At 59.8% G+C, this 19,903-nt stretch carries 23 protein-coding genes; 10 read left to right on the forward strand and 13 right to left on the reverse strand.

From position 1 onward, the window contains the following. Positions 1-5 precede the first annotated feature (5 nt). Together VD17_RS22285 and VD17_RS22290 are read left to right on the forward strand one after the other, a co-directional pair. On the forward strand, positions 6-851 hold the full coding sequence (locus VD17_RS22285; protein ID WP_008153159.1) for an AAA family ATPase: 846 nt from the start codon (positions 6-8) through the stop codon (positions 849-851). 33 nt (positions 852-884) lie between these two features. After that, positions 885-2,063, forward strand: a complete 1,179-nt coding sequence (locus tag VD17_RS22290) for a vWA domain-containing protein (protein ID WP_033056157.1) — start codon at positions 885-887, stop codon at positions 2,061-2,063. 145 nt (positions 2,064-2,208) lie between these two features. Here the strand turns inward: VD17_RS22290 and VD17_RS22295 are convergent, their stop codons facing one another. The 4 genes from VD17_RS22295 to VD17_RS22310 all read right to left on the reverse strand — a co-directional run bounded on the left by VD17_RS22295 (position 2,209) and on the right by VD17_RS22310 (position 5,926). Next, positions 2,209-3,126, reverse strand: coding sequence for a biotin-dependent carboxyltransferase family protein (locus tag VD17_RS22295; protein ID WP_046055691.1), 918 nt, complete (start codon positions 3,124-3,126; stop codon positions 2,209-2,211). Beyond that, entirely contained in the window at positions 3,123-3,827 is a 705-nt protein-coding gene (locus tag VD17_RS22300; protein WP_046055692.1) for a 5-oxoprolinase subunit B family protein, read from the reverse strand. Before VD17_RS22300 ends, VD17_RS22295 begins: the two co-directional genes overlap by 4 nt. After that, complete coding sequence (locus VD17_RS22305; protein WP_046046091.1) at positions 3,824-4,576, reverse strand: 5-oxoprolinase subunit PxpA; 753 nt, start codon at positions 4,574-4,576, stop codon at positions 3,824-3,826. The genes VD17_RS22300 and VD17_RS22305 overlap by 4 nt, the downstream gene beginning before the upstream one ends. 63 nt (positions 4,577-4,639) lie before the next feature. Continuing rightward, positions 4,640-5,926 carry an MFS transporter gene (locus VD17_RS22310; RefSeq protein ID WP_046055693.1) on the reverse strand — a complete coding sequence of 429 codons (1,287 nt, stop codon included), beginning with the start codon at positions 5,924-5,926 and terminating at the stop codon, positions 4,640-4,642. Positions 5,927-6,074: 148 nt separating this feature from the next. On the opposite strand from VD17_RS22310, the gene VD17_RS22315 reads away from it, so the two are divergent. Continuing rightward, the gene (locus VD17_RS22315) at positions 6,075-6,989 is read left to right on the forward strand and encodes a LysR family transcriptional regulator (protein WP_046055694.1); all 915 of its coding nucleotides are present in this window, start codon (positions 6,075-6,077) and stop codon (positions 6,987-6,989) included. 103 nt (positions 6,990-7,092) lie between these two features. Here VD17_RS22315 and VD17_RS22320 read toward each other — a convergent pair whose 3' ends face one another. Genes VD17_RS22320 through VD17_RS22330 form a run of 3 tightly spaced genes read right to left on the reverse strand, consistent with a single transcriptional unit; the run spans position 7,093 to position 8,953 of the window. After that, positions 7,093-7,635: a DUF2937 family protein gene (locus VD17_RS22320; protein ID WP_046055695.1), complete on the reverse strand. Its 543-nt coding sequence runs from the start codon at positions 7,633-7,635 to the stop codon at positions 7,093-7,095. 11 nt (positions 7,636-7,646) lie between these two features. Further along, entirely contained in the window at positions 7,647-8,423 is a 777-nt protein-coding gene (locus VD17_RS22325; RefSeq protein ID WP_033054032.1) for a class II glutamine amidotransferase, read from the reverse strand. A 32-nt stretch (positions 8,424-8,455) separates the two neighbouring features. Continuing rightward, the gene (locus VD17_RS22330; protein ID WP_046055696.1) at positions 8,456-8,953 is read right to left on the reverse strand and encodes a hypothetical protein; all 498 of its coding nucleotides are present in this window, start codon (positions 8,951-8,953) and stop codon (positions 8,456-8,458) included. 215 nt (positions 8,954-9,168) lie between these two features. On the opposite strand from VD17_RS22330, the gene VD17_RS22335 reads away from it, so the two are divergent. Both VD17_RS22335 and VD17_RS22340 read left to right on the forward strand, forming a co-directional pair. After that, a complete protein-coding gene (locus VD17_RS22335) occupies positions 9,169-11,223 on the forward strand; it encodes a S9 family peptidase (protein WP_046055697.1) in 2,055 nt (684 codons plus the stop codon). Positions 11,224-11,475: 252 nt separating this feature from the next. Next, positions 11,476-11,949, forward strand: a complete 474-nt coding sequence (locus VD17_RS22340; protein WP_046055698.1) for a Crp/Fnr family transcriptional regulator — start codon at positions 11,476-11,478, stop codon at positions 11,947-11,949. Here the strand turns inward: VD17_RS22340 and VD17_RS22345 are convergent. Further along, positions 11,946-12,236: a hypothetical protein gene (locus tag VD17_RS22345; protein WP_008153134.1), complete on the reverse strand. Its 291-nt coding sequence runs from the start codon at positions 12,234-12,236 to the stop codon at positions 11,946-11,948. The genes VD17_RS22340 and VD17_RS22345 overlap by 4 nt on opposite strands. Before the next feature lie 98 nt (positions 12,237-12,334). On the opposite strand from VD17_RS22345, the gene VD17_RS22350 reads away from it, so the two are divergent. From VD17_RS22350 to VD17_RS22365, 4 genes are all read left to right on the forward strand, one after another. Next, on the forward strand, positions 12,335-13,021 hold the full coding sequence (locus tag VD17_RS22350) for a spermidine synthase (protein ID WP_046046099.1): 687 nt from the start codon (positions 12,335-12,337) through the stop codon (positions 13,019-13,021). A gap of 49 nt (positions 13,022-13,070) precedes the next feature. After that, positions 13,071-13,445: a YajD family HNH nuclease gene (locus tag VD17_RS22355; protein WP_046055699.1), complete on the forward strand. Its 375-nt coding sequence runs from the start codon at positions 13,071-13,073 to the stop codon at positions 13,443-13,445. 227 nt (positions 13,446-13,672) lie between these two features. Continuing rightward, a complete protein-coding gene (locus tag VD17_RS22360; RefSeq protein ID WP_007944014.1) occupies positions 13,673-14,143 on the forward strand; it encodes an RNA methyltransferase in 471 nt (156 codons plus the stop codon). A 92-nt stretch (positions 14,144-14,235) separates the two neighbouring features. After that, a complete protein-coding gene (locus VD17_RS22365; protein WP_046055700.1) occupies positions 14,236-14,613 on the forward strand; it encodes a YgaP family membrane protein in 378 nt (125 codons plus the stop codon). Positions 14,614-14,722: 109 nt separating this feature from the next. On the opposite strand, the gene VD17_RS22370 is transcribed toward VD17_RS22365, so the two are convergent. After that, the gene (locus VD17_RS22370; RefSeq protein ID WP_046055701.1) at positions 14,723-15,952 is read right to left on the reverse strand and encodes a hypothetical protein; all 1,230 of its coding nucleotides are present in this window, start codon (positions 15,950-15,952) and stop codon (positions 14,723-14,725) included. 90 nt (positions 15,953-16,042) lie between these two features. Further along, positions 16,043-16,492, reverse strand: coding sequence for a YcgN family cysteine cluster protein (locus tag VD17_RS22375; protein WP_033054039.1), 450 nt, complete (start codon positions 16,490-16,492; stop codon positions 16,043-16,045). A 166-nt stretch (positions 16,493-16,658) separates the two neighbouring features. Here VD17_RS22375 and VD17_RS22380 point away from each other — a divergent pair, with 166 nt between their 5' ends. Next, positions 16,659-17,252 (forward strand): nitroreductase family protein, encoded by a 594-nt coding sequence (locus VD17_RS22380; protein WP_046055702.1) that lies wholly within the window; start codon positions 16,659-16,661, stop codon positions 17,250-17,252. A 139-nt stretch (positions 17,253-17,391) separates the two neighbouring features. On the opposite strand, the gene VD17_RS22385 is transcribed toward VD17_RS22380, so the two are convergent. From VD17_RS22385 to rnd, 3 genes are all read right to left on the reverse strand, one after another. Next, positions 17,392-18,324, reverse strand: coding sequence for a D-2-hydroxyacid dehydrogenase (locus VD17_RS22385; protein WP_046055703.1), 933 nt, complete (start codon positions 18,322-18,324; stop codon positions 17,392-17,394). 120 nt (positions 18,325-18,444) lie between these two features. Further along, a complete protein-coding gene (locus VD17_RS22390; protein WP_007898694.1) occupies positions 18,445-18,738 on the reverse strand; it encodes a YcgL domain-containing protein in 294 nt (97 codons plus the stop codon). Then, positions 18,735-19,868: a ribonuclease D gene (rnd, locus tag VD17_RS22395; protein ID WP_033054042.1), complete on the reverse strand. Its 1,134-nt coding sequence runs from the start codon at positions 19,866-19,868 to the stop codon at positions 18,735-18,737. The genes VD17_RS22390 and rnd overlap by 4 nt, the downstream gene beginning before the upstream one ends. Positions 19,869-19,903: the final 35 nt, after the last annotated feature.

A 19,903-nucleotide genomic window follows, 5' to 3' on the forward strand; every position in this document is an offset into this window, starting at 1 on the left:
AGCAGATGAAGTTCGAAGGCACCCAGGCCTACGTCGCCACCGATGACCTGAAGCTGGCGGTCAACGCCGCCATCACCCTGGAGCGTCCGCTGCTGGTCAAGGGCGAACCGGGCACCGGCAAGACCATGCTCGCCGAGCAACTGGCCGAGTCCTTCGGCGCCAAATTGATCACCTGGCACATCAAGTCCACCACCAAGGCGCATCAAGGCCTGTACGAGTACGACGCGGTCAGCCGTCTGCGCGACTCGCAGCTGGGCACGGAAAAGGTTCACGACGTTCGCAACTACCTGAAGAAAGGCAAGCTCTGGGAGGCTTTCGAGTCCGAAGAGCGGGTGATCCTGCTGATCGACGAAATCGACAAGGCCGACATCGAGTTCCCGAACGACTTGCTGCAAGAACTCGACAAGATGGAGTTCTACGTTTACGAGATCGACGAGACCATCAAGGCCAAGAAACGCCCGATCATCATCATTACCTCCAACAACGAGAAAGAACTGCCGGACGCGTTCCTGCGCCGCTGCTTCTTCCACTACATCGCCTTCCCGGATCGCACCACGATGCAGAGGATCGTCGATGTGCACTACCCGAACATCAAGAAAGACCTGGTCAGCGAAGCGCTGGACGTGTTCTTCGACGTGCGCAAAGTGCCGGGCCTGAAGAAGAAGCCATCGACTTCCGAACTGGTGGACTGGCTGAAGCTGCTGATGGCCGACAACATCGGCGAAGCGGTGCTGCGCGAGCGCGATCCGACCAAGGCTATTCCGCCGCTGGCAGGCGCTTTGGTGAAGAACGAACAGGACGTGCAATTGCTTGAACGTCTGGCGTTCATGAGCCGTCGCGGCACTCGCTGATCCCTCTGTTTAACAAGATAGAGGGCGATAGCCATGCTGCTTAACCTGTTCAATGAAATGCGCGCAGCCAAAGTGCCGGTCTCGGTACGGGAGCTGCTGGACCTGATCAACGCGCTGAAGCAGCGCGTGACCTTCGCCGACATGGACGAGTTTTACTACCTGTCCCGGGCGATTCTGGTGAAGGACGAAAAGCATTTCGACAAGTTCGACCGGGCGTTCGGTGCCTATTTCAACGGTCTGGAAAAACTCGACGACCACCTCCAGGCATTGATCCCGGAAGACTGGCTGCGCAAGGAGTTCGAGCGTTCGCTGACCGACGAAGAGCGGGCGGCGATCCAGTCCCTCGGCGGCCTGGACAAGCTGATCGAGGAGTTCAAGAAACGCCTCGAAGAACAGAAAGAACGTCATGCCGGCGGTAACAAGTGGATCGGCACCGGCGGCACCAGCCCGTTCGGCTCCGGCGGCTTCAACCCGGAAGGCATTCGGGTCGGCGATGCCGGCAAGCGTCAGGGCAAAGCGGTCAAGGTCTGGGATCAGCGCGAGTACAAGAACCTCGACGATTCGGTGGAGCTGGGCACGCGCAACATCAAGGTCGCCCTTCGCCGGCTGCGCAAATTCGCGCGCCAGGGTGCGGCGGAAGAGCTGGACATCGATGGCACCATCGACCACACCGCGCGCGATGCCGGGCTACTGAATATTCAGATGCGTCCAGAGCGGCGCAACACCATCAAGCTGTTGCTGCTGTTCGACATCGGCGGCTCGATGGACGCCCATGTGAAGATCTGCGAAGAGCTGTTCTCGGCCTGCAAGACCGAGTTCAAGCACTTGGAGTATTTCTACTTCCACAACTTCATTTATGAATCGGTGTGGAAGAACAACATGCGCCGCACGTCCGAGCGCACTTCGACCCAGGACCTGCTGCACAAATACGGCGCCGACTACAAAGTGATCTTCATCGGTGACGCCGCCATGGCACCGTACGAAATCACCCAGGCCGGCGGCAGCGTCGAGCACTGGAACGAAGAAGCGGGTTATGTGTGGATGCAGCGGTTCATGGAGAAGTACAAGAAGGTCATCTGGATCAACCCGTATCCGAAAGATACGTGGGGCTATACGTCGTCGACCAACATCGTGAGGGACTTGATCAACGACCAGATGTACCCGCTGACGTTGCGGGGGTTGGAGGAAGGGATGCGGTTTCTTTCCAAATAGAGCGCGGACCTTGTGGCGAGGGGGCTTGCCCCCGTTCGACTGCGCAGCAGTCGCAAAACCAGAGCATGCGGTATTTCTGAAACACCGCGGTTTCAGACTTTGGGGCTGCTTCGCAACCCAACGGGGGCAAGCCCCCTCGCCACAATTAAAAGCGCTTTAAATACTCGACTTGCTCCCGATGCGCCACATCCTGCACCACCGGTTTCAACCGCACCTGCGTCCCCGGCAGACACTGCGCCAGCCGTGCCAATGCCAACGGCGTCAACGCCCCTAATCGCGGATAGCCGCCAATGGTCTGCCGATCATTGAGCAGCACAATCGGCTGCCCGTCCGGCGGCACCTGAACCGCACCCAGCGGGATGCCTTCGGAAATCATCGACTTACCCTGATACTGCAACGCCGTTCCCAGCAAGCGGATGCCCATCCGGTCGGCACGGCTGTCGAGGGTCCAGACGCTGTTGAACGCGTCGAACGAACTCTGCCCACTGAACTCACCGATCTGGGCACCGAGCACCAGGTCCAGTGGCGCGTTGAGTTTGAAATCCGGTACCTGTTCGCGCGCCAACTCCCGCAGCAGGAGCAGCGAGCTGCCCGAGTAGCTCAACTGCGCATCTTTGGCCAACGCCCGGCCCATACCATCCAGCCCGCCGAGTTCCTCACGGACCACCGTTGCGCTGCTGCCTAACACCTTTGGCGCATCAAATCCGCCCGGGGCCGCCAAATAAGCCCGAGCCCCAAGCAGTGGTTGAGTGAATTGCAATTGCTGACCTTTGTTCAGCCTGAAACTGCGCCACGGTGCCAACGCCTCGCCATCCACCTGCGCCCCCAGATCCGCCCCGGCCAACGCCAGCACGCAATCCTCTTTGGCAACGACGGTGAACCCGCCGAGAGTGATTTCAATCACCGATGCATCCAGGCTATTGCCCAGCAACCAATTGGCCCACGACATCGACCGCCAATCCGCCGCCCCGCCCTGGGTCACGCCCAGATGCCGTACGCCGAAACGGCCAGCGTCCTGCAACAGGCACAGCGGTGTACTCGCTTCTATTGATAGACGGCTCATGCCTGCGCCTCCAACGGCGTGTCATCACCGCCCAGATTGATGAATTCGGCATGGCTGACGGCTTCGAAGCGCACCGTGTCGCCGGGTTGCATCAGGCTGTAGCCGTCGCGTTCGCGGTCGAACAATTTGGCCGGGGTGCGACCGATCAGATTCCAGCCACCGGGGGACACCACCGGGTAAGCGGCCGTTTGGCGTTCGGCAATGCCGACACTGCCTGCGGCTACCTTTTTACGCGGAGTGTTCAGACGCGGCGCAGCCAGTGCTTCTTCCACCAGCCCCATGAAGGCGAAACCCGGTGCGAAACCCAAGGCGAATACCTGATATTCGCGCTCGCTGTGGCGACGGATCACTTCATCCACGGCCAATCCGCTGCGCTGGGACAACAGGCTCAACTCCGGGCCAACGCTCAAGTCATACCAGACCGGCAACACATGACATTTGCCGCGGGTGCAGGCGTTGGGCGACAGATCGATCGAGGCCTCTGCGATCAGCTCCCGAGCCTGGACCGGACTCAGCGCGGTCAGATCGTAATGCACCATCAACGTCGTATAGGACGGCACCAGATCGATCAGATGCCCGGCGAATGCAGCACGCAGACTTTCACTGGCGGCGAGCATCCACGGCATGTTCGCTTCGGCTATCTCATCGAACAGGCGCACCATCAAGCAATCCAGCGCCACCACTTCTACCCGCAGGTTCATGGCGCGCTCTGCTGATCAAGTGCTTCGCGAATACGCCGCACGGCAGCTACCGAACTGGCATTGTCGCCGTGTACGCAAAGGGTGTTGGCCTGCAAGTGCAAGGCACTGCCATCGCTGGCCGTGAGGTTGCCGCCGCGGGCAATGGTCAGCGCCTGCTCGATGATTGTTTCGGGATCGTGATGCACCGCGCCCGGCAGTTGCCGCGAAACCAGCATTCCCGCGCTGTCGTAGGCGCGATCGGCGAAGGCTTCGAACCACAGTGTCACGCCGTATTCATCGCCCAATCGCTGGGCTGCGCTGTTGTCGCGAGTGGCCATCAACATCAGCGGTAACTCACGATCATAGGACGCCACAGCCTGAAGCACGGCGCGCAATTGCGCCGGGTTGGCCATCATGTCGTTGTACATCGCACCGTGTGGCTTGACGTAACTCACCCGACCGCCCTGAGCCCGGCAAATGCCGTCGAGGGCGCCGATCTGGTAATGCACAATGTCCTGAAGTTCCTGGGCGGTGTAGGCCATGGAACGGCGGCCGAAGCCGACCAGATCCTGATACGCCGGATGTGCACCGATCTGAACCCCGTTGCTCAGGGCCAGGCTGACAGTCTTGCGCATGATGCTCGGGTCGCCGGCATGGAAGCCGCAGGCGATGTTGGCACAATCGATGAAGGGCATGACCTCGGCATCCAGACCCATGGTCCAGTTGCCGAAACTCTCGCCGATGTCGCAGTTCAATAGCAGGCGGCTCACGGTGAACACTCCTGTAAGTTTTATTCTTTTCTATCTGTAAGGCATTTGCCCGCAGATTATCAATTACTCGGCTTCGAGTTGCTTGCCACGGGTTTCCGGCAGGCTCAGGGCCGCAAGGATCACCACCCCGTAGGACACCGCCGCAAAAGCACCGATTCCCACACTCAATGGCACCTTCTGGCTCATCAAGCCGATCAACAGTGGGAACAGCGCCGCCAGCGCCCGGCCGATGTTGTAGCAAAAGCCCTGACCCGAACCGCGAATCCGCGTCGGAAACAGCTCGGTCAAAAACGCGCCCATGCCGCTGAAGATCCCCGAGGCGAAGAAGCCCAGAGGAAAGCCCAGCCAGAGCATCACGCCATTGCTGACCGGCAATTGGGTGTAGAGCAGAACAATGGTGAACGACCCGATAGCGAACAGAATGAAGTTCTTTTTACGTCCGAGGATGTCAGTCAAATACGCGCTGATGACGTAACCGACGTAGGAACCGACGATCACCATCGCCAGATAACCGCCCGTACCGAGTACGCTCAAACCGCGTTCGTTCTTCAGAAAGGTCGGCAACCAGGAAGTGATCGCGTAGTAACCGCCCAGAGCACCGGTGGTCAGCACCGAAGCGCGAATCGTGGTGAAAAGGATGCCGGGAGCGAAGATCTCGTAGAATTTTGCCGGATTGCTGGGTTCTTGCTTAGCCTTGGCTTCGCGATAGATTTCCGGGTCCTTGACCAGTCGGCGGACGAAGATCACGAAAATCGCCGGTACGATGCCAAGGATGAACAGTGCGCGCCAGGCGTCTTCCGGTGGCAGCACCGAGAACAGCAGCGCATACAAGATCGCCGTCAGTCCCCAACCCAATGCCCACCCGGATTGCACCATGCCAACAGCCTTGCCACGGTCCTTGGCGCGAATCACTTCACCCATCAGCACCGCGCCGGCGGTCCATTCGCCGCCGAAACCGAAGCCCATCAACGTGCGGCTGATCAGCAGTTGTTCGTAGTTCTGGGCGAAGCCGCAGAGGAAGGTGAAGAAGGCGAACCACAGAACGGTCAGTTGCAGCGTGCGTACGCGACCGATGCGGTCGGACAAAATCCCGGCTACCCAACCGCCGATGGCCGAGGCGATCAGGGTGCTGGTGTGAATCAACCCGGCCTCGCCGGTGGTGATGCCCCACATCGCAATCAGGGTCGGCACCACGAAGCTGAGCATCTGGGTGTCCATGCCGTCCAGGCCATAGCCGATCTTGCAGCTCCAGAAGGTGCGGCGTTCCTGCTTGTTGATGTTGTGGTACCAGTCGAAAGGTCCCGGGCGAACCTTGGCTTTGGGGATGTCGAGCGTGTCGGGCGCACTCATGGCAAATCTCCGCGCTAATTTTTATTGGTATTGTTCTGAGCCCCGACGACGCCTATCGTGGGAACCGGATGGCCTGATTTTTGGGCGCTTTACCCTGCTACGTCCAACTAATAAAAACCCGCTTTAGACATAAGAAAAACTTGTCCCTATGAACCTGAAGTTTCTCGAGACCTTTGTCTGGGTCGCCCGACTCAAGAGTTTTCGCCTGACGGCAGACAAGCTCTTCACCACCCAGGCGTCGATTTCCAGCCGCATTGCCGTGCTCGAAGGCGAGCTCGGGGTGAAGCTGTTCCTGCGCGATTCACGTGGCGTGAGCCTGACGCCCGAAGGCTTGAAAGTGCTCGAGTACGCCGAGCAAATGATGGACACCATGCAATCCCTCAAGCAGTCGATCGAAACCCGTTCGAGCAAGGTCGGACGGGTTCGCATCGGCGTGATGGACACGGTCATCCATACCTGGTTGAGCCCGTTGGTGGCGCAAATGATGGATCACTATCCGCTGGTGGAAATCGAGTTGGTGGCCGATACCGCGCTCAACCTCTGCGATCAGCTGCAAAAAGGCTTTCTCGATCTGATCCTGCAAACCGACCTGTTGCGTCAGGAAAGCGTGCGCAGCCTTGAGCTGGCCAGTCATCCGATGGGCTGGATCGTTGCCAGCAATTCGATCTACAACCGCGAGTATTCCGGCATTGCCGATCTGGCGCGCGAGCGCATCATTACTTACTCGAAAAACTCACACCCGCATCAGGACATTTTGAGTTTGATGCAGGCCAATGGCGTCATGGCACCACGGCTCAACTGCGTGAACTCGGTATCGGCGATCACCCGGTTGCTGCGCGACGGTTTCGGTATTGGCGCGCTGCCGCCGGTGCTGGTAGCCGAGGAACTGGCGCGGGGGGAATTGACCTTGCTGGCCATTGATCAACGGCCACCGAATTTGCAGGTGGTGGTGTCGTGGCGGGTTGGCGTGGAGTGGGTCGAGGAGATTGTTTCGTTATGTCAGCAGGTGCTGGACGGGTATGCGAAGAAGGTGGGAGAGGACTACATCGCGTTGAGTCGTTGAAGATCAAAAGATCGCAGCCTCGTTTCACTCGACAGCTCCTACAGGGGAATGCAAAACCCTTGTAGGAGCTGTCGAGTGAAACGAGGCTGCGATCTTTGGCGGATCAAAGCCCCCGCACATCTCGATCTTCGATTGGCCGGCTCTGGCGCAGGCGTTTGCCGCCCAGCACCACCCAGTCGATCAGACGGAACAGGCATTCAATGCCGAACGACAACAGCAACGCCCCGCTCATGCCCCAGATCATCGCTTCCGGCGTCAGCAGGATCTGGTAGCTGTAGCCGTTCCAGGTTTCCTTGCGAATATCCGGATCAGCCGCCAGCGCAACCTGCAGGAGGCGGATGTACCACGGGCCCTGCATGGCCTGGAACTGTTTATCGAGCGCCAGCTGACGGGTCAGCAAGGTGCTCAGGCTGTCGGCATCGCTGCGAAAAATCGGGTCTTCGCTGGCGCGGTAATGGGCCACCAACGCCTGCACGTCACCCTTGAAGAACTGATTCGCCGTGCCCTGAAAACCGCTCAGACTGGTCTGCGCCTCAATCAGATGCGCTTCGACCCGTTTGGCATAATCGCTGATGAACCCTGGCACCTGGACACCGATCAACAGGCCCGCCGCGAACAACACCAGCCGTAGATAACTGAGCAACATGAAGGGAGTCCTTATTCGGTCTTGCCCTGGCTGACGCATTCACCGCGTCGCCAGAGGCTCCATTGGCCCGGTTCGTAGCGGGTCCAGGTTTCGTTTTCGGTCAAGGGTTCGGTGGCGATCACCGTGACCACGTCGTTGGGCGTGGTTTCGGCCTGGAAATCGACGATCACATCGACGTCCTTCAAGCGCGCCGGACCGAACGGCGCGCGACGAGTGATTTGCGCCAGTTTGGTCGAGCAATAGCAGAACAACCAATCGCCATCGCTGAGCAGGCAGTTGAACACGCCTTTGCTGCGGTATTCGGCGCAGGCGGCCACCAGGTCTGGCAGCAGTTCTTCAATTTCTACCGGTTCCGGGAACGCAGCGCGCACGCGGTTGAGCAAATCGCAGAACGCCGCTTCGCTGTCGGTATCACCGACCGGGCGGTAAAAACTCTTGATCGGTTGAAACTCCGCGAGCTGGCCGTTGTGGGCGAAACACCAGTTACGCCCCCACAGCTCGCGCACGAATGGATGGGTATTGGACAGGCAGACTTTGCCGACATTGGCCTGGCGGATGTGCCCGATCACCACTTCGCTCTTGATCGGATAGCGCTGCACCAGGTTCGCGACTTCGGACTCACAGCTCGCCGCCGGGTCCTGAAACAGACGCAGGCCACGGCCCTCGTAAAAGGCGATGCCCCAGCCGTCACGGTGCGGACCGGTGCGGCCGCCGCGTTGCATCAGCCCGGTGAAGCTGAACACGATATCGGTCGGGACATTGGCGCTCATGCCCAATAACTCACACATGCTCGGATTCTCGCTGAAAGGCAGGGGCACGTTTACAGACGCGGTTCGACCCGCATTCGCTGAGGGTTGCTCGGCACCGGTGGACGACCGTAACGATCATCGCCCGCACCACCGAAAGGATGATCCTCTTCAAGGTCATCGGCCCGGGCCGCAGCCTTGGCGGCGGCAGCCTGTTCGTTGCGAGCGTTGGACGCGCGTTCGATAGGGAAACGGATCGCCACGAATACCAGGTAAATGCCGAAGGCGATCATGCCGTACATGAACAGGTCGGAAATCGCCCGCCAGGCGTTGTTGCCGACCTTGAACAATAGATCAAGGGCAGTAATGGCGATGGCCGGGGCAACCTTTTCCTTCACCGGATCAATGATGGTCGGGCTGAACAGCAACACGGCAACCAATAGCCGTAACGGCTCACGCAGCCAGCGCCACATCCAGCGGGTGATGCGCATCCACACCAACAGGCAGCCCAAAGCGGCAAAGGCGTAGAGGCCCCAAGCGATCAGATAGTCGTTCTCGGTCATGGTGTCCATGGCAAGGCAGGCAAAGAGGCGCTTATAGTAACGACTTTTCGCACGTCAGGCTGCCTCAATACCTGTCTGTGAAGCGCAACCCCTGTGGGAGCGGGCTTGCTCGCGAAAGCGGTGGGTCAGTCAACCAAGATGTTGAACGTGCTGGCCTCTTCGCGAGCAAGCCCGCTCCCACAAGTTGCGAAGCCCTTATTCTGTACATTGCTCGAGAGTCCTTCATGCCCCTATCCGTCAACGTTTCCGACGCTCCCATTGCCCACAAGGCCGAAGGCGACGACCCGTATGCCTGGCTGCAGGAGCGCGACACCGACGCGGTGCTCGACTACCTGAAAGCGGAAAACCGCTACCAAGAGGCACAAACCGCCGATCAGGCCGGGTTGCGTGAAACCCTGTTCGAAGAAATCAAGGGCCGGATTCTCGAAACCGATCTGTCCTTGCCCTCCCCTTGGGGTCCGTACCTGTATTACACGCGCACCACGGCCGGTGATGAATACGCCCGTCATTACCGCTGCCCGCGCCCGGCCGATGACAGCCTGCAGCTCGACGAAAGCCAGGAACTGTTGCTGCTGGACCCGAACGAACTGGCCAACGGCGGCTTCTTTTCCCTGGGCGCGTTCAGTATCAGCCCGGACCACCAGCGTCTGGCCTACAGCATCGACGCCACGGGCGATGAGATTTTCACGCTGTTCGTGAAGGAATTGTCCAACGGCCGCGTCAGTGAACTGGAATTCCAGGATTGCGACGGCAGCATGACCTGGGCCAATGACAGCCTGACGCTGTTCTTCGGCGAGCTGGACGAGACCCATCGCCCGCACAAACTGTTCCGCTATAGGCTGGACGGTACGGCGGCCGAAGAAGTGTTCCATGAGCCGGACGGTCGATTCTTCATGCATTGCTACCGCTCCAGTTCCGAGCAGCAATTGCTGCTGTCCCTGGGCAGCAAAACCACCAGCGAAGTCTGGGTGCTTGACGCGTTCCAGCCGCAGCAGGCCTTTACCTGCATCGCCCCGAGGGTTGAAGACCATGAGTACGACGTCGACCACGGCGCGCTCGACGGTCAATGGACCTGGTTCATTCGCACCAATCGCGACGGCATCAACTTTGCCCTGTACCACGCCGTAGACACCGGCGTGGCGCCGACCGAGGCCGATTGGCAGAACCTGATCCCCCACAGCGACACGGTGATGATCGAAGGCATGAGCCTGAATGCCGACGCCATGACCCTGAGCTTGCGTGAAGGTGGCTTGCCGATCATCGAAGTTCATCCGCAAGACCTCCCGAGCTACCGCGTGCAATTACCGGATGCGGCCTACAGCCTGCACGTGCAGAACAGCCTGGAATTCGTCAGCGACAGGATCCGCCTGCGCTATGAAGCGCTGAACCGTCCTGCGCAAATCCGCCAACTGGTATTGGGCAGCGGCGAGCAGAAAGTCCTCAAGGAAACCCCGGTGCTCGGTCCGTTCGACGCCGATGCCTACGTCAGTCAGCGCCTGTGGGCGACCGCACCTGACGGTACGAAAGTGCCGATCAGCCTCGTCGTCAAACGCGAAGCCCTCGGCAAGCCAACGCCGCTTTACCTGTACGGTTATGGCGCTTACGGCGAAAGCCTCGACCCGTGGTTCTCCCACGCCCGCTTGAGTCTGCTGGATCGTGGCGTGGCGTTCGCCATCGCTCACGTGCGTGGCGGCGGTGAACTGGGCGAAGCCTGGTATCGCGCCGGCAAGCAGGAACACAAACACAACACCTTCAGCGACTTCATCGCCTGCGCCGAACACCTGATCGCCAGTGGTTTTACTACTTCACAGCAATTGGCGATCAGCGGCGGCAGCGCCGGTGGCCTGCTGATCGGCGCGGTGCTCAATCAGCGGCCGGAGCTGTTCGGCGCAGCGATTGCCGAAGTACCGTTCGTCGACGTGCTGAACACCATGCTCGACCCGGATCTACCGTTGACCGTCACCGAATATGACGAGTGGGGCAATCCTGAAGAACCTGACGTCTATGATCGGATCAAGGCCTACGCCCCGTACGAAAACGTCACCGCACAAGCCTATCCGGCGACCCTGGTAATCGCCGGCTACAACGACAGCCGCGTGCAGTACTGGGAAGCGGCCAAGTGGGTGGCGAAATTACGCGCGACCAAAACCGACACCAATCCCCTGCTGCTCAAGACCGAATTGGGTGCCGGGCATGGCGGGATGAGCGGTCGTTATCAGGGATTGCGTGACGTAGCACTCGAATACGCATTTGTTTTCAAGGTTTTGGGCATCGCCTGAGGAACTTGGCCCGGCGTGTCGGTCTTAACACCGAACACCGGGCTGACGCAGCTCCCTGTAGCAGCTGGCGAAGCCTGCGTTCGGCTGCGAAGCAGTCGTTAATCCGGCTTACTCGGTTTATCTGACGAACCGCGTTGGCCGATTTTACGACTGCTTCGCAGCCGAACGCAGCCTTCGGCAGCTGCTACATAGAATCGCGACATTCTCGCCAGACCGGAACAGCAACAGACACAAGAAAAAGACCGTGACGACATGTCAGAACCGACCTTACTGAACAACGAAATTCGCGACTGGCTGATGGACTGTGGCCTGTTCGATCAACTGCTGCCGGCGGACTTCGCCACGGCCTCGGGCTACTTCAGCATCAGCACCATTGCTCAGGGCGAAGAGATTTTCCACGAGGGCGATGCCGGCAGCTTCATGTGCATCATCCACACTGGCCAGGTGGCGGTGCAGAAAACCAACAGCGAAGGTCACCTGGTGACCATGGCAATGTTGCGCAGCGGTCGGGCGTTCGGCGAAATGGCCGTACTCGATGGCGAACGGCGCTCTGCCAGTTGCGTGGCCGCGAGCAATTGTCAGTTACTCAACCTGGGCAAGGACTCGTTGGAAAAGATGCTCAACGATGCGCCGAAAATCGCCGCCAAAATCATCCGCGCCCTCGCCGTCTCCCTCTCCAAGCGCCTGCGCATGGCCGATGGGCAACTGCTCTCGCAGCAGGTTTAACCACCGGGCGATTTGGCTTTCGACGGGTTTTGCTCCAGCCCCGGCAGTGGCTGGTCCTTGGTGGGCGGGCTAGGCATTTCAATGGGCACCAACGGCGGACCGCCACTGCCGGGCCCGACCTTGGGCACGCTGGTCGGGGTGATTTGCGGGTACGGTGTCGGGGTCGCGGTGCCGGGCGAACCGGGCAGCGGCGCAGGGCTGGTTGGAATGGTTTGCAACTGCTGGGCCTGCACTGCAGTTATCGAGAGCGCGGCCAAGGCAATGACCGTTAGAATGGTGCGCTTCATCAATGGCTCCGTTGGCCTTGTTGTCTGTTTGCAGGCTACTCCCAACTGCGCGTGTTTGCCTTCCCCCTCTTATGCCAATTTCTCCTCAAGTGAGTCCCATGAAACGTTTCGTTCTGCTCGACACCACTCCAATTCCTGAAAATGGCGGTGCCTTGTGCCTGTTCGAATACGGTGAGGATTTCGTCATCAAGATCCAGGGCGGCGACGGCGGGCAACTGATGAACACCCGCATGCACGGCTCGGAAGACGCTCTGGCGGAGATCCCGTGCCGCAAAGTGGCTGGCCGGCCGAATTCGCGCGTGCTGATCGGCGGCCTGGGCATGGGCTTCACCCTCGCCTCAGCCCTCAAGCATCTAGGCAAGACCGCTGAAGTGGTGGTCGCCGAACTGGTACCGGGCGTGGTGGAGTGGAACCGTGGACCGCTGGGAGAGAAAGCCGGGAGCCCGCTGCTCGACCCACGCACGGTCATTCGCATGGAAGACGTGGCCAAAGTCCTGCAGGCCGAGCCGCAAGGCTTCGACGCGATCATGCTCGACGTCGACAACGGCCCCGAAGGCCTGACCCAGAAGGCCAACAGCTGGCTCTACTCCGCTGGCGGCCTGAGTGCCTGCGCCAAGGCCCTGCGGCCCAAAGGCGTGCTGGCCGTCTGGTCCGCGAGCGCAGACCGACAGTTTTCCGACAAACTGAAGAAGGCCGGCTTCAAGGCCGAGGAAGTCCAGGTCTTCGCCCACGGCAACAAAGGCACCCGCCACACCATCTGGATTGCCGAGAAGCTCAAGGGCTGAGCTAAACTGCGTTTAATACCGTCATTAGTCTTTTTACAAAGGTGAACCCATGAGTTCGTCAACACCTGCGACCAACACGTCGAAACTGGACCGCATCCTTGCCGACAATCAGCGCGACAAGGAAATGGGTTACCGCGACAAGGCCCTGAAAATGTACCCGCACGTGTGCGGTCGCTGCGCCCGTGAGTTTTCCGGCAAGCGCCTGAGCGAACTGACCGTGCACCACCGCGACCACAACCACGACAACAACCCTCAGGACGGCTCGAACTGGGAATTGTTGTGCCTGTATTGCCACGACAACGAACACTCGCGGTACACCGACCAACAGTATTTCGATGAAGGCTCGCTGAGTTCGCCAAAAATCGCCAAGGCGACGCACAACCCATTTGCCGCGTTGGCGGGGTTGATGAAGAAGGAAGACTGAAGATTTTATTTGCCTGACCTGGCCTCATCGCGAGCAAGCTCGCTCCCACAGTGATTGGCGGTGAGCAAAAATGCTGTGTACGCCGCAGAACCTGAGGGAGCGAGCTTGCTCNNGCTCCGGGCGGCGTTCCGACGATAGCGGCTAGCCAGACACCACCAATCTCCAAACCGAACACCCCTCCCCCAATCCCCGTATAATCGCCGTTTTTTCCCCGAAGGCACCCGCTCGTGGCAGACAAACGGTACAGCTGCATTGGTTTGTATAACCCCAAATCACCGGAGAACGTCGGTTCGGTGATGCGCGCCGCTGGCTGCTATGGCGTGGCGTCCGTGTTCTACACCGGCAAACGTTATGAACGCGCCGCCGACTTCGTCACCGACACCAAGCGCGTCCACTACGACATTCCGCTGATCGGCATCGATGATCTGAAGAAAATCCTGCCGCTGGGCTGCGTTCCGGTCGCTGTGGAACTGGTGGACGGCGCCCGTTCGCTGCCGGAATACACGCACCCGGACCGCGCGCTGTACATCTTCGGCCCGGAAGACGGCTCTCTGGATAAAGAGATTCGCGACTGGTGCGAAGACGTGGTCTACATCCCGACCACCGGTTGCATGAACCTGGCGGCCACCGTCAACGTCGTGCTCTATGACCGTATGTCCAAGGGACTCAACACCCGTTCCGGGGCGAAATTTCGTTGATTCACCAAACATTCGATGGAACAAGCCGCCCGCCTTGGCAGTCAGCTTAAATATCTATTCTTGAAGCAGTCATTCCAGCCAGGAGACAGATCATGAGCGAACTCAAACGCGTAGAACGCATCGAATCCACCCCGTTTCAGACTCACACGGAGCAGAACGTGCAGGGTTGGGAACGCATCGGCTCCCTGGCCGGCGGCGTGGTGATGGTGGGCAAGGGCCTGCGTCGCGGTGGTGTGTTCGGCTTGATTCAAGTGGCGATCGGCGGCGTGGCCCTGGCGCGTGGTATTACCGGGCACAGTTCGGCGAAAAGCCTGCTGGAGAAAAGCCGTCAGGACATGAACAACGTGCGGGCGAAGATTCAGCGGGCGGGTGAAGAGTTGAACCGGTTGAAGGCGAATGCTGAAGCCGCGACCAAGACCGCTACCGTGACCGGTAATGATTCTTTGAAGTCGCCGAAAACCGGGGTTTGACTTCTTAAGATAAAAAATCGCAGCCTCGTTTCACTCGACAGCTCCTACATTGGAATGCGTATCCCTGTAGGAGCTGTCGAGTGAAACGAGGCTGCGATCTTTTGATTTTCTATTGCAACAACTCGGTATCGAGGACTTTGGAAGACTCGCCGATCACACTCTCGGCCAGTTGAACAAATTCCTTGGTATCCACGCTCTCCAAATGCATCGCCCCACGCAACACATCATCCAGCGAACGCTTGTTGCGGGTCTTCAGGCGAATCTCGCGATCCAGTTCCTGCAATAACACGACCGCTTTCGACACCTGCGCCGGGCTGACCTGCTCAGCGCGCAAGGTTGTGACCTTTTGGCTGTCCTTGGCCAACTTCTTCTGCAAACTCTCATACCGCTCGTCACTCATGCCACCGGCGCGGCGCACCAGTTCGATGGCGTAATACTCGGCAAATCCTTCGCTGATCCAGTCACTGCGCTGCTGATCGTTGATCCGTCCGAACACCTGCGCCAATTCCCGCACCAGCGCACTGCTGCCGCTTTCGCTGACCATCGGCAGACGCGTGTTCAGATAGATCGATTCGTGCGCGCCCAGACTGCCGCGCCACATCGGGTCGTTGGCGCCGACAATCAGCAATTTGACGGGATGCCGGGGATACACCGCCTGCACTTGCGGCCAGACAAAGGTCAGCAGTGTCAACACATCCATGCGGCGCATGCCCTGGCCCTGAGGCGAGGCGACGGTGACCTCGGTTTCCCCAAGCCGCGTGCGACGGCTGCCGAGGTGACCGGCGAGCATCCAGCCCGTGGGCCGGTCGAACAAGCGAGAAACGTTATCGACCCGAAATTTGTTCTTGCCGATTCGCGGCCAGGCGGTTTCAACGCTTTTCCAGCCGGTGGGCAATTCGAACTCAAGGCGTGAGACCAGCTCAATACCGTCCTGCTGATCGAGTTTGGCTGCCGGCACCAGATCGTCGCCGCGCATCAACGCCCAGGTCGGCGTCATGCGCGTATCGAAGCTGCCGCTCTTGCGCCCGTGGCTGATGCGCACGCGGTAGGTCAGGCTGGCCTTGTCGGCGGCCGGATGCCAGACACCGCGGGCCTGCTTGCCCGGCGTGAGCTGCCATTGGCCATCGGCCTTGAAATCGCTGTAGTGACTACCATCGCCCAGGTCGAAATCCAGACTGCGCACCGCCGAACCCTGAGCCAGAGTCAGCCGCACTTCGGCCTGATCGCTTTGCGGCAACAGGCGCACGTGGTAATCCAGATCAACCTTCTTCGCCGCCCACGCGGGCGAACCCAGGACTAATAATCCAAAGGACAACGCCAGCCGCAATCCCACAGCCATACACACTCCTTGTGGCGAGCGAGCTTGCTCGCGCTGGGCTGCTTGGCAGCCCTGAATTCTAATAATCACTGCCGATTTTGTGAGTGGGAATTAACCCGCCCGGAAAATCAGATGGTCTTCCCAATCGTCTTCGGCCACGCTGCCTTCGGCGAGCATGCGCCCGGATTGTGAAATTCGTTCGTGGTGCACTGCATCGCGATCACCGCACACCAAGTGATGCCAGAGCGGAAGATCCTTGCCTTCGCTGACCAGGCGATAACCGCAGGTCGGTGGCAGCCACTTGAACTCGTCAGCCTTGCCCGGCGTGAGCTGGATGCAATCGGGGACGAAGTCGCGGCGGTTCGGGTAATCGGTGCACTGGCAGGTTTTCAGGTCCAGCAGTTTGCAGGCGATGCGCGTGTAATAGACGCTGTTGTCGTCTTCATCTTCGAGCTTTTGCAGGCAGCACAGGCCGCAACCGTCGCACAGCGATTCCCACTCCTGCGGATCGAGTTGATCGAGGGTTTTGCGTATCCAGAACGGTTCGACTTTGGCGGCCATGGCTCAAGCATCAACATCAGGTGGTGAAAAGGCCGTCAGTCTAGTGCCAAGGCCCTTGTGGGCCAAGCGTTGGCGACTGCCGGTAAAAACGAGCTTGTCAGTTATTGTGCCGCCCAGTAGGGTTTTGCGTCGCCCCTCACCTTCAAACGTAGCAAGGAATCTCTTGATGAGTGCCAATCCACGCGTTGCCGACTATGCCATCCACCCTCAGTTCACCGACCGCTGGTCGCCCCGTGCCTTCACCGGCGAAGCGATCTGCGAAGAAACCCTGCTGAGCTTCTTCGAAGCTGCACGCTGGGCGCCATCGGCCTACAACTCGCAACCTTGGCGGTTTCTGTATGCGCGTCGCGACACGCCAAACTGGGAGCGCTATCTGGGGCTGCTGAACGAATTCAACCGCAGCTGGGCGCAACACGCCTCGGCACTGGTGATCGTAATCTCGAAAACCACCTTCGCGGTGCCTGGCGCCACCGAAGAAACCCCGGCCTTGTGGCACACCTTCGACACCGGTTCCGCGTGGGGCCATTTGGCGCTGCAAGCGAGCATCAGCGGCTGGCACACCCACGGCATGGCCGGTTTCGACCAGGACCTGACCCGCAAGGAGCTGAACATTCCTGAAGGATATGCGCTGCACGCAGCGGTAGCGGTGGGCAAACTGGGCGACAAGGCGACGCTGGCGGACTATCTGCAAGCACGTGAAGAACCGAGCCCGCGTCGCCCGCTGAGCGAGTTGGCCGCCGAGGGCGACTTCACCCTCTAAGCTACACCGCAAAACCCATGTGGGAGCGAGCTTGCTCGCGATGAGGCCGTCACATTCAACATCAACGTGACTGTCACACCGCCATCGCGAGCAAGCTCGCTCCCACAGGTTTTGCACAATATTCAAGAAAGCGGTGGATTCAATACCCGCGATTGAAATCCACTTCCCCGCGCAACGCCTCACCCGCCTGATACGCCCGCAGGTTCTCGACAAACAGATTCACCATCATCGATGGCGAGGTCGGTGCCGAGCTGTGGCCCGTCAGCAGCAGGCCCCAAGCGGTCCAGAACGGATGACGTTGCGGCAGCGGCTCCTGACGGCAGACATCGATCACCGCACCGGCCAGATGCCCTTCTTTCAAGGCCTCCACCAGGTCCGCGTCGACCACTGCCACGCCGCGTCCGACGTTGATGAACAACCCGGTCGGCTTGAATTGCTTGAACAGCGCCGCGTCGTACAGGTCGTGGGTGTTCGGTGTATTCGGCAGCAGATTGATCACGTAATCGACTTCACCCACCAGACGCGGCAAATCAGCCAGCGCCCCGACTTCGACAAACGGCGCCTGCTCGCGGGCTTCGCTGGCGATGCCGTACAACTCGACGCCAAACGGCACAAGAAACTGCGCCACGGTCTGGCCAATGTCACCGGTGCCGACGATCAACACTTTGCGCCCGGCCAGGCTTTGGCCATGGCGACTGTCCCACTTGCGCTCGACCTGGCTGACCAGCCGCGGCAGCACTTCGCGCTCGTGGCCGAGTATGTAGGTCAGCACGTATTCGGCCATGACCTGACCGAAAATCCCTACCGCCCGGGTCAGGCGATAGTGACGTGGCAAGCCGTCGGCCAGCAGCGGCGTAATGCCCGCCCAGGTCGATTGCAGCCATTGTGGCTCGTGGCCCTGACGCAGCAAGGTCGCCAGCAGATCCGGCTGACCGAGCCAGATCGGACAATCAGCGGCCAGGCTGGCCAGTTCGGCGGAGTCGCCGCTGGTCAGTACTTCCAGGTCAGGTGCTGCTTGACGCAACAGCTGGGCGTACACCGGGTGGTCGTGTTCAGCAATCAGAACGCGCATGGTTCAAACCTTTCAAAAACAGTGCAGACGGCCGCCGATGGAGTAATGCTCCATCGCCTTGGCCATCGCCAAAATCATTCCAGTGTTTCATAAAGGCTCTGAACAGAGCCTGCCTGCCGGTCACATCGGGTCGTTGCGGCGCAGCAATTCTTCCGGCAAGTGTTCGATGTATTCGTCTTCGGCCGGCGGCATTTGCAAGTGGTAACCCTGCTTCTCAAGGTTTTCCAGCACCACGGTGATGTCCTCGCGCGACAGTTTGCGCTCGGGGGTCAGCACCAGGTCGAAGGCGTGATGCGGTTTGCCGAAGGCGGCCATCAGACTTTCCGGGACGCGCTCCAGTGCATCGCTTTTGAGCACATAGAGGTACATCTCGTTCTTCTTCAAGCTTCGGTAGATGGAGCAAATACGTTTCAAGGCTGTTCTCCGGCGGTGGCCAGGCTGTCGAGCAGCGCCTGGCCCATCAATTCGCGGCGCCAGCCACGCAGCGAATCAGGCAATTGATAAGGACCGTTGGGATAGCCACTCTTGAGCAGCGCTTCCAGGGTTTTCTTGCGCAGCATCAGCTCCGGCGCAATGTTCAGGCGTTCGGCTTCGGCCTGGCCGATCGCACGCAGCTGTTTGACCAGCGTGGCGGCGTCCACCGGCAAAGGCTCCGGCACCGCTGGCGGCCATTGATCAGGCGACACACTGCCAGAGCGCTTGATCAGATCAAGCAGAAACTCGCCGTCCTGACGCACGGTACGCGGGTGCATGTCTTCGATTTTCGCCAACGCGCCGAGGTTGTCCGGCTGAGTCCGCGCCAGCGGCCACAGGGAATGCTCACGCACGATGCGGTTGCGCGGCAGATCACGGGCGCGGGCTTCGCGCTCGCGCCAGGCGCACAGTTCACGCAACACGGCGAGCTGGGCGCGGGAAAGCTTCCAGGCCAGCTTGGCTTCGCGATAGACCTCATATGGATCAACTTCGCGGCGCAGGTTGGCCACCAGCTCGGCACCGTCTTCCAGGACCCAGGCGTACTTGTCGTCAGAAAGCTTCGGACGAAGCTGTACGAAAACTTCCGCCAGGTGCAAAGCATCTTCGGCGGCGTAGCTGATTTGGGTGTCGGAAAGCGGACGTTGCAGCCAGTCGGAACGGGTCTCGCCCTTGGGCAGGTCGATGCCGAGTACTTCCTGCACCAGCCGCGAATACCCCATGGAAAAACCGAGGTTCAGGTAAGCGGCGGCCAACTGAGTGTCGAACAGTGGCGCCGGCAGGCTGCCGGTCAGGCGCAGCAGGACTTCGAGGTCTTCGCTGCACGCATGGACGACTTTGACCACGGCCGGGTTTTCCAGCAACGCGGCCAGCGGCTGCCAGTTATCGATGCTCAGTGGATCAATCAGGTAAGCGCGTACGCCATCGCCGATCTGCAGCAGGCCTGCAATCGGATAAAAGGTGTCGACCCGCATGAATTCGGTGTCGAGGGCAACGAATGGCAGCTGCTGCCACTCGGCGCAAAACTGACCGAGGCTATCGTTGTCGCGAATCCAGTGAATATCGATGGCCACACGGCTCTCCCTTGAAGAATGGCGCGCAGTATATA

This window comes from Pseudomonas fluorescens (assembly GCF_000968015.1).
Classification (GTDB): domain Bacteria; phylum Pseudomonadota; class Gammaproteobacteria; order Pseudomonadales; family Pseudomonadaceae; genus Aquipseudomonas; species Aquipseudomonas fluorescens_W.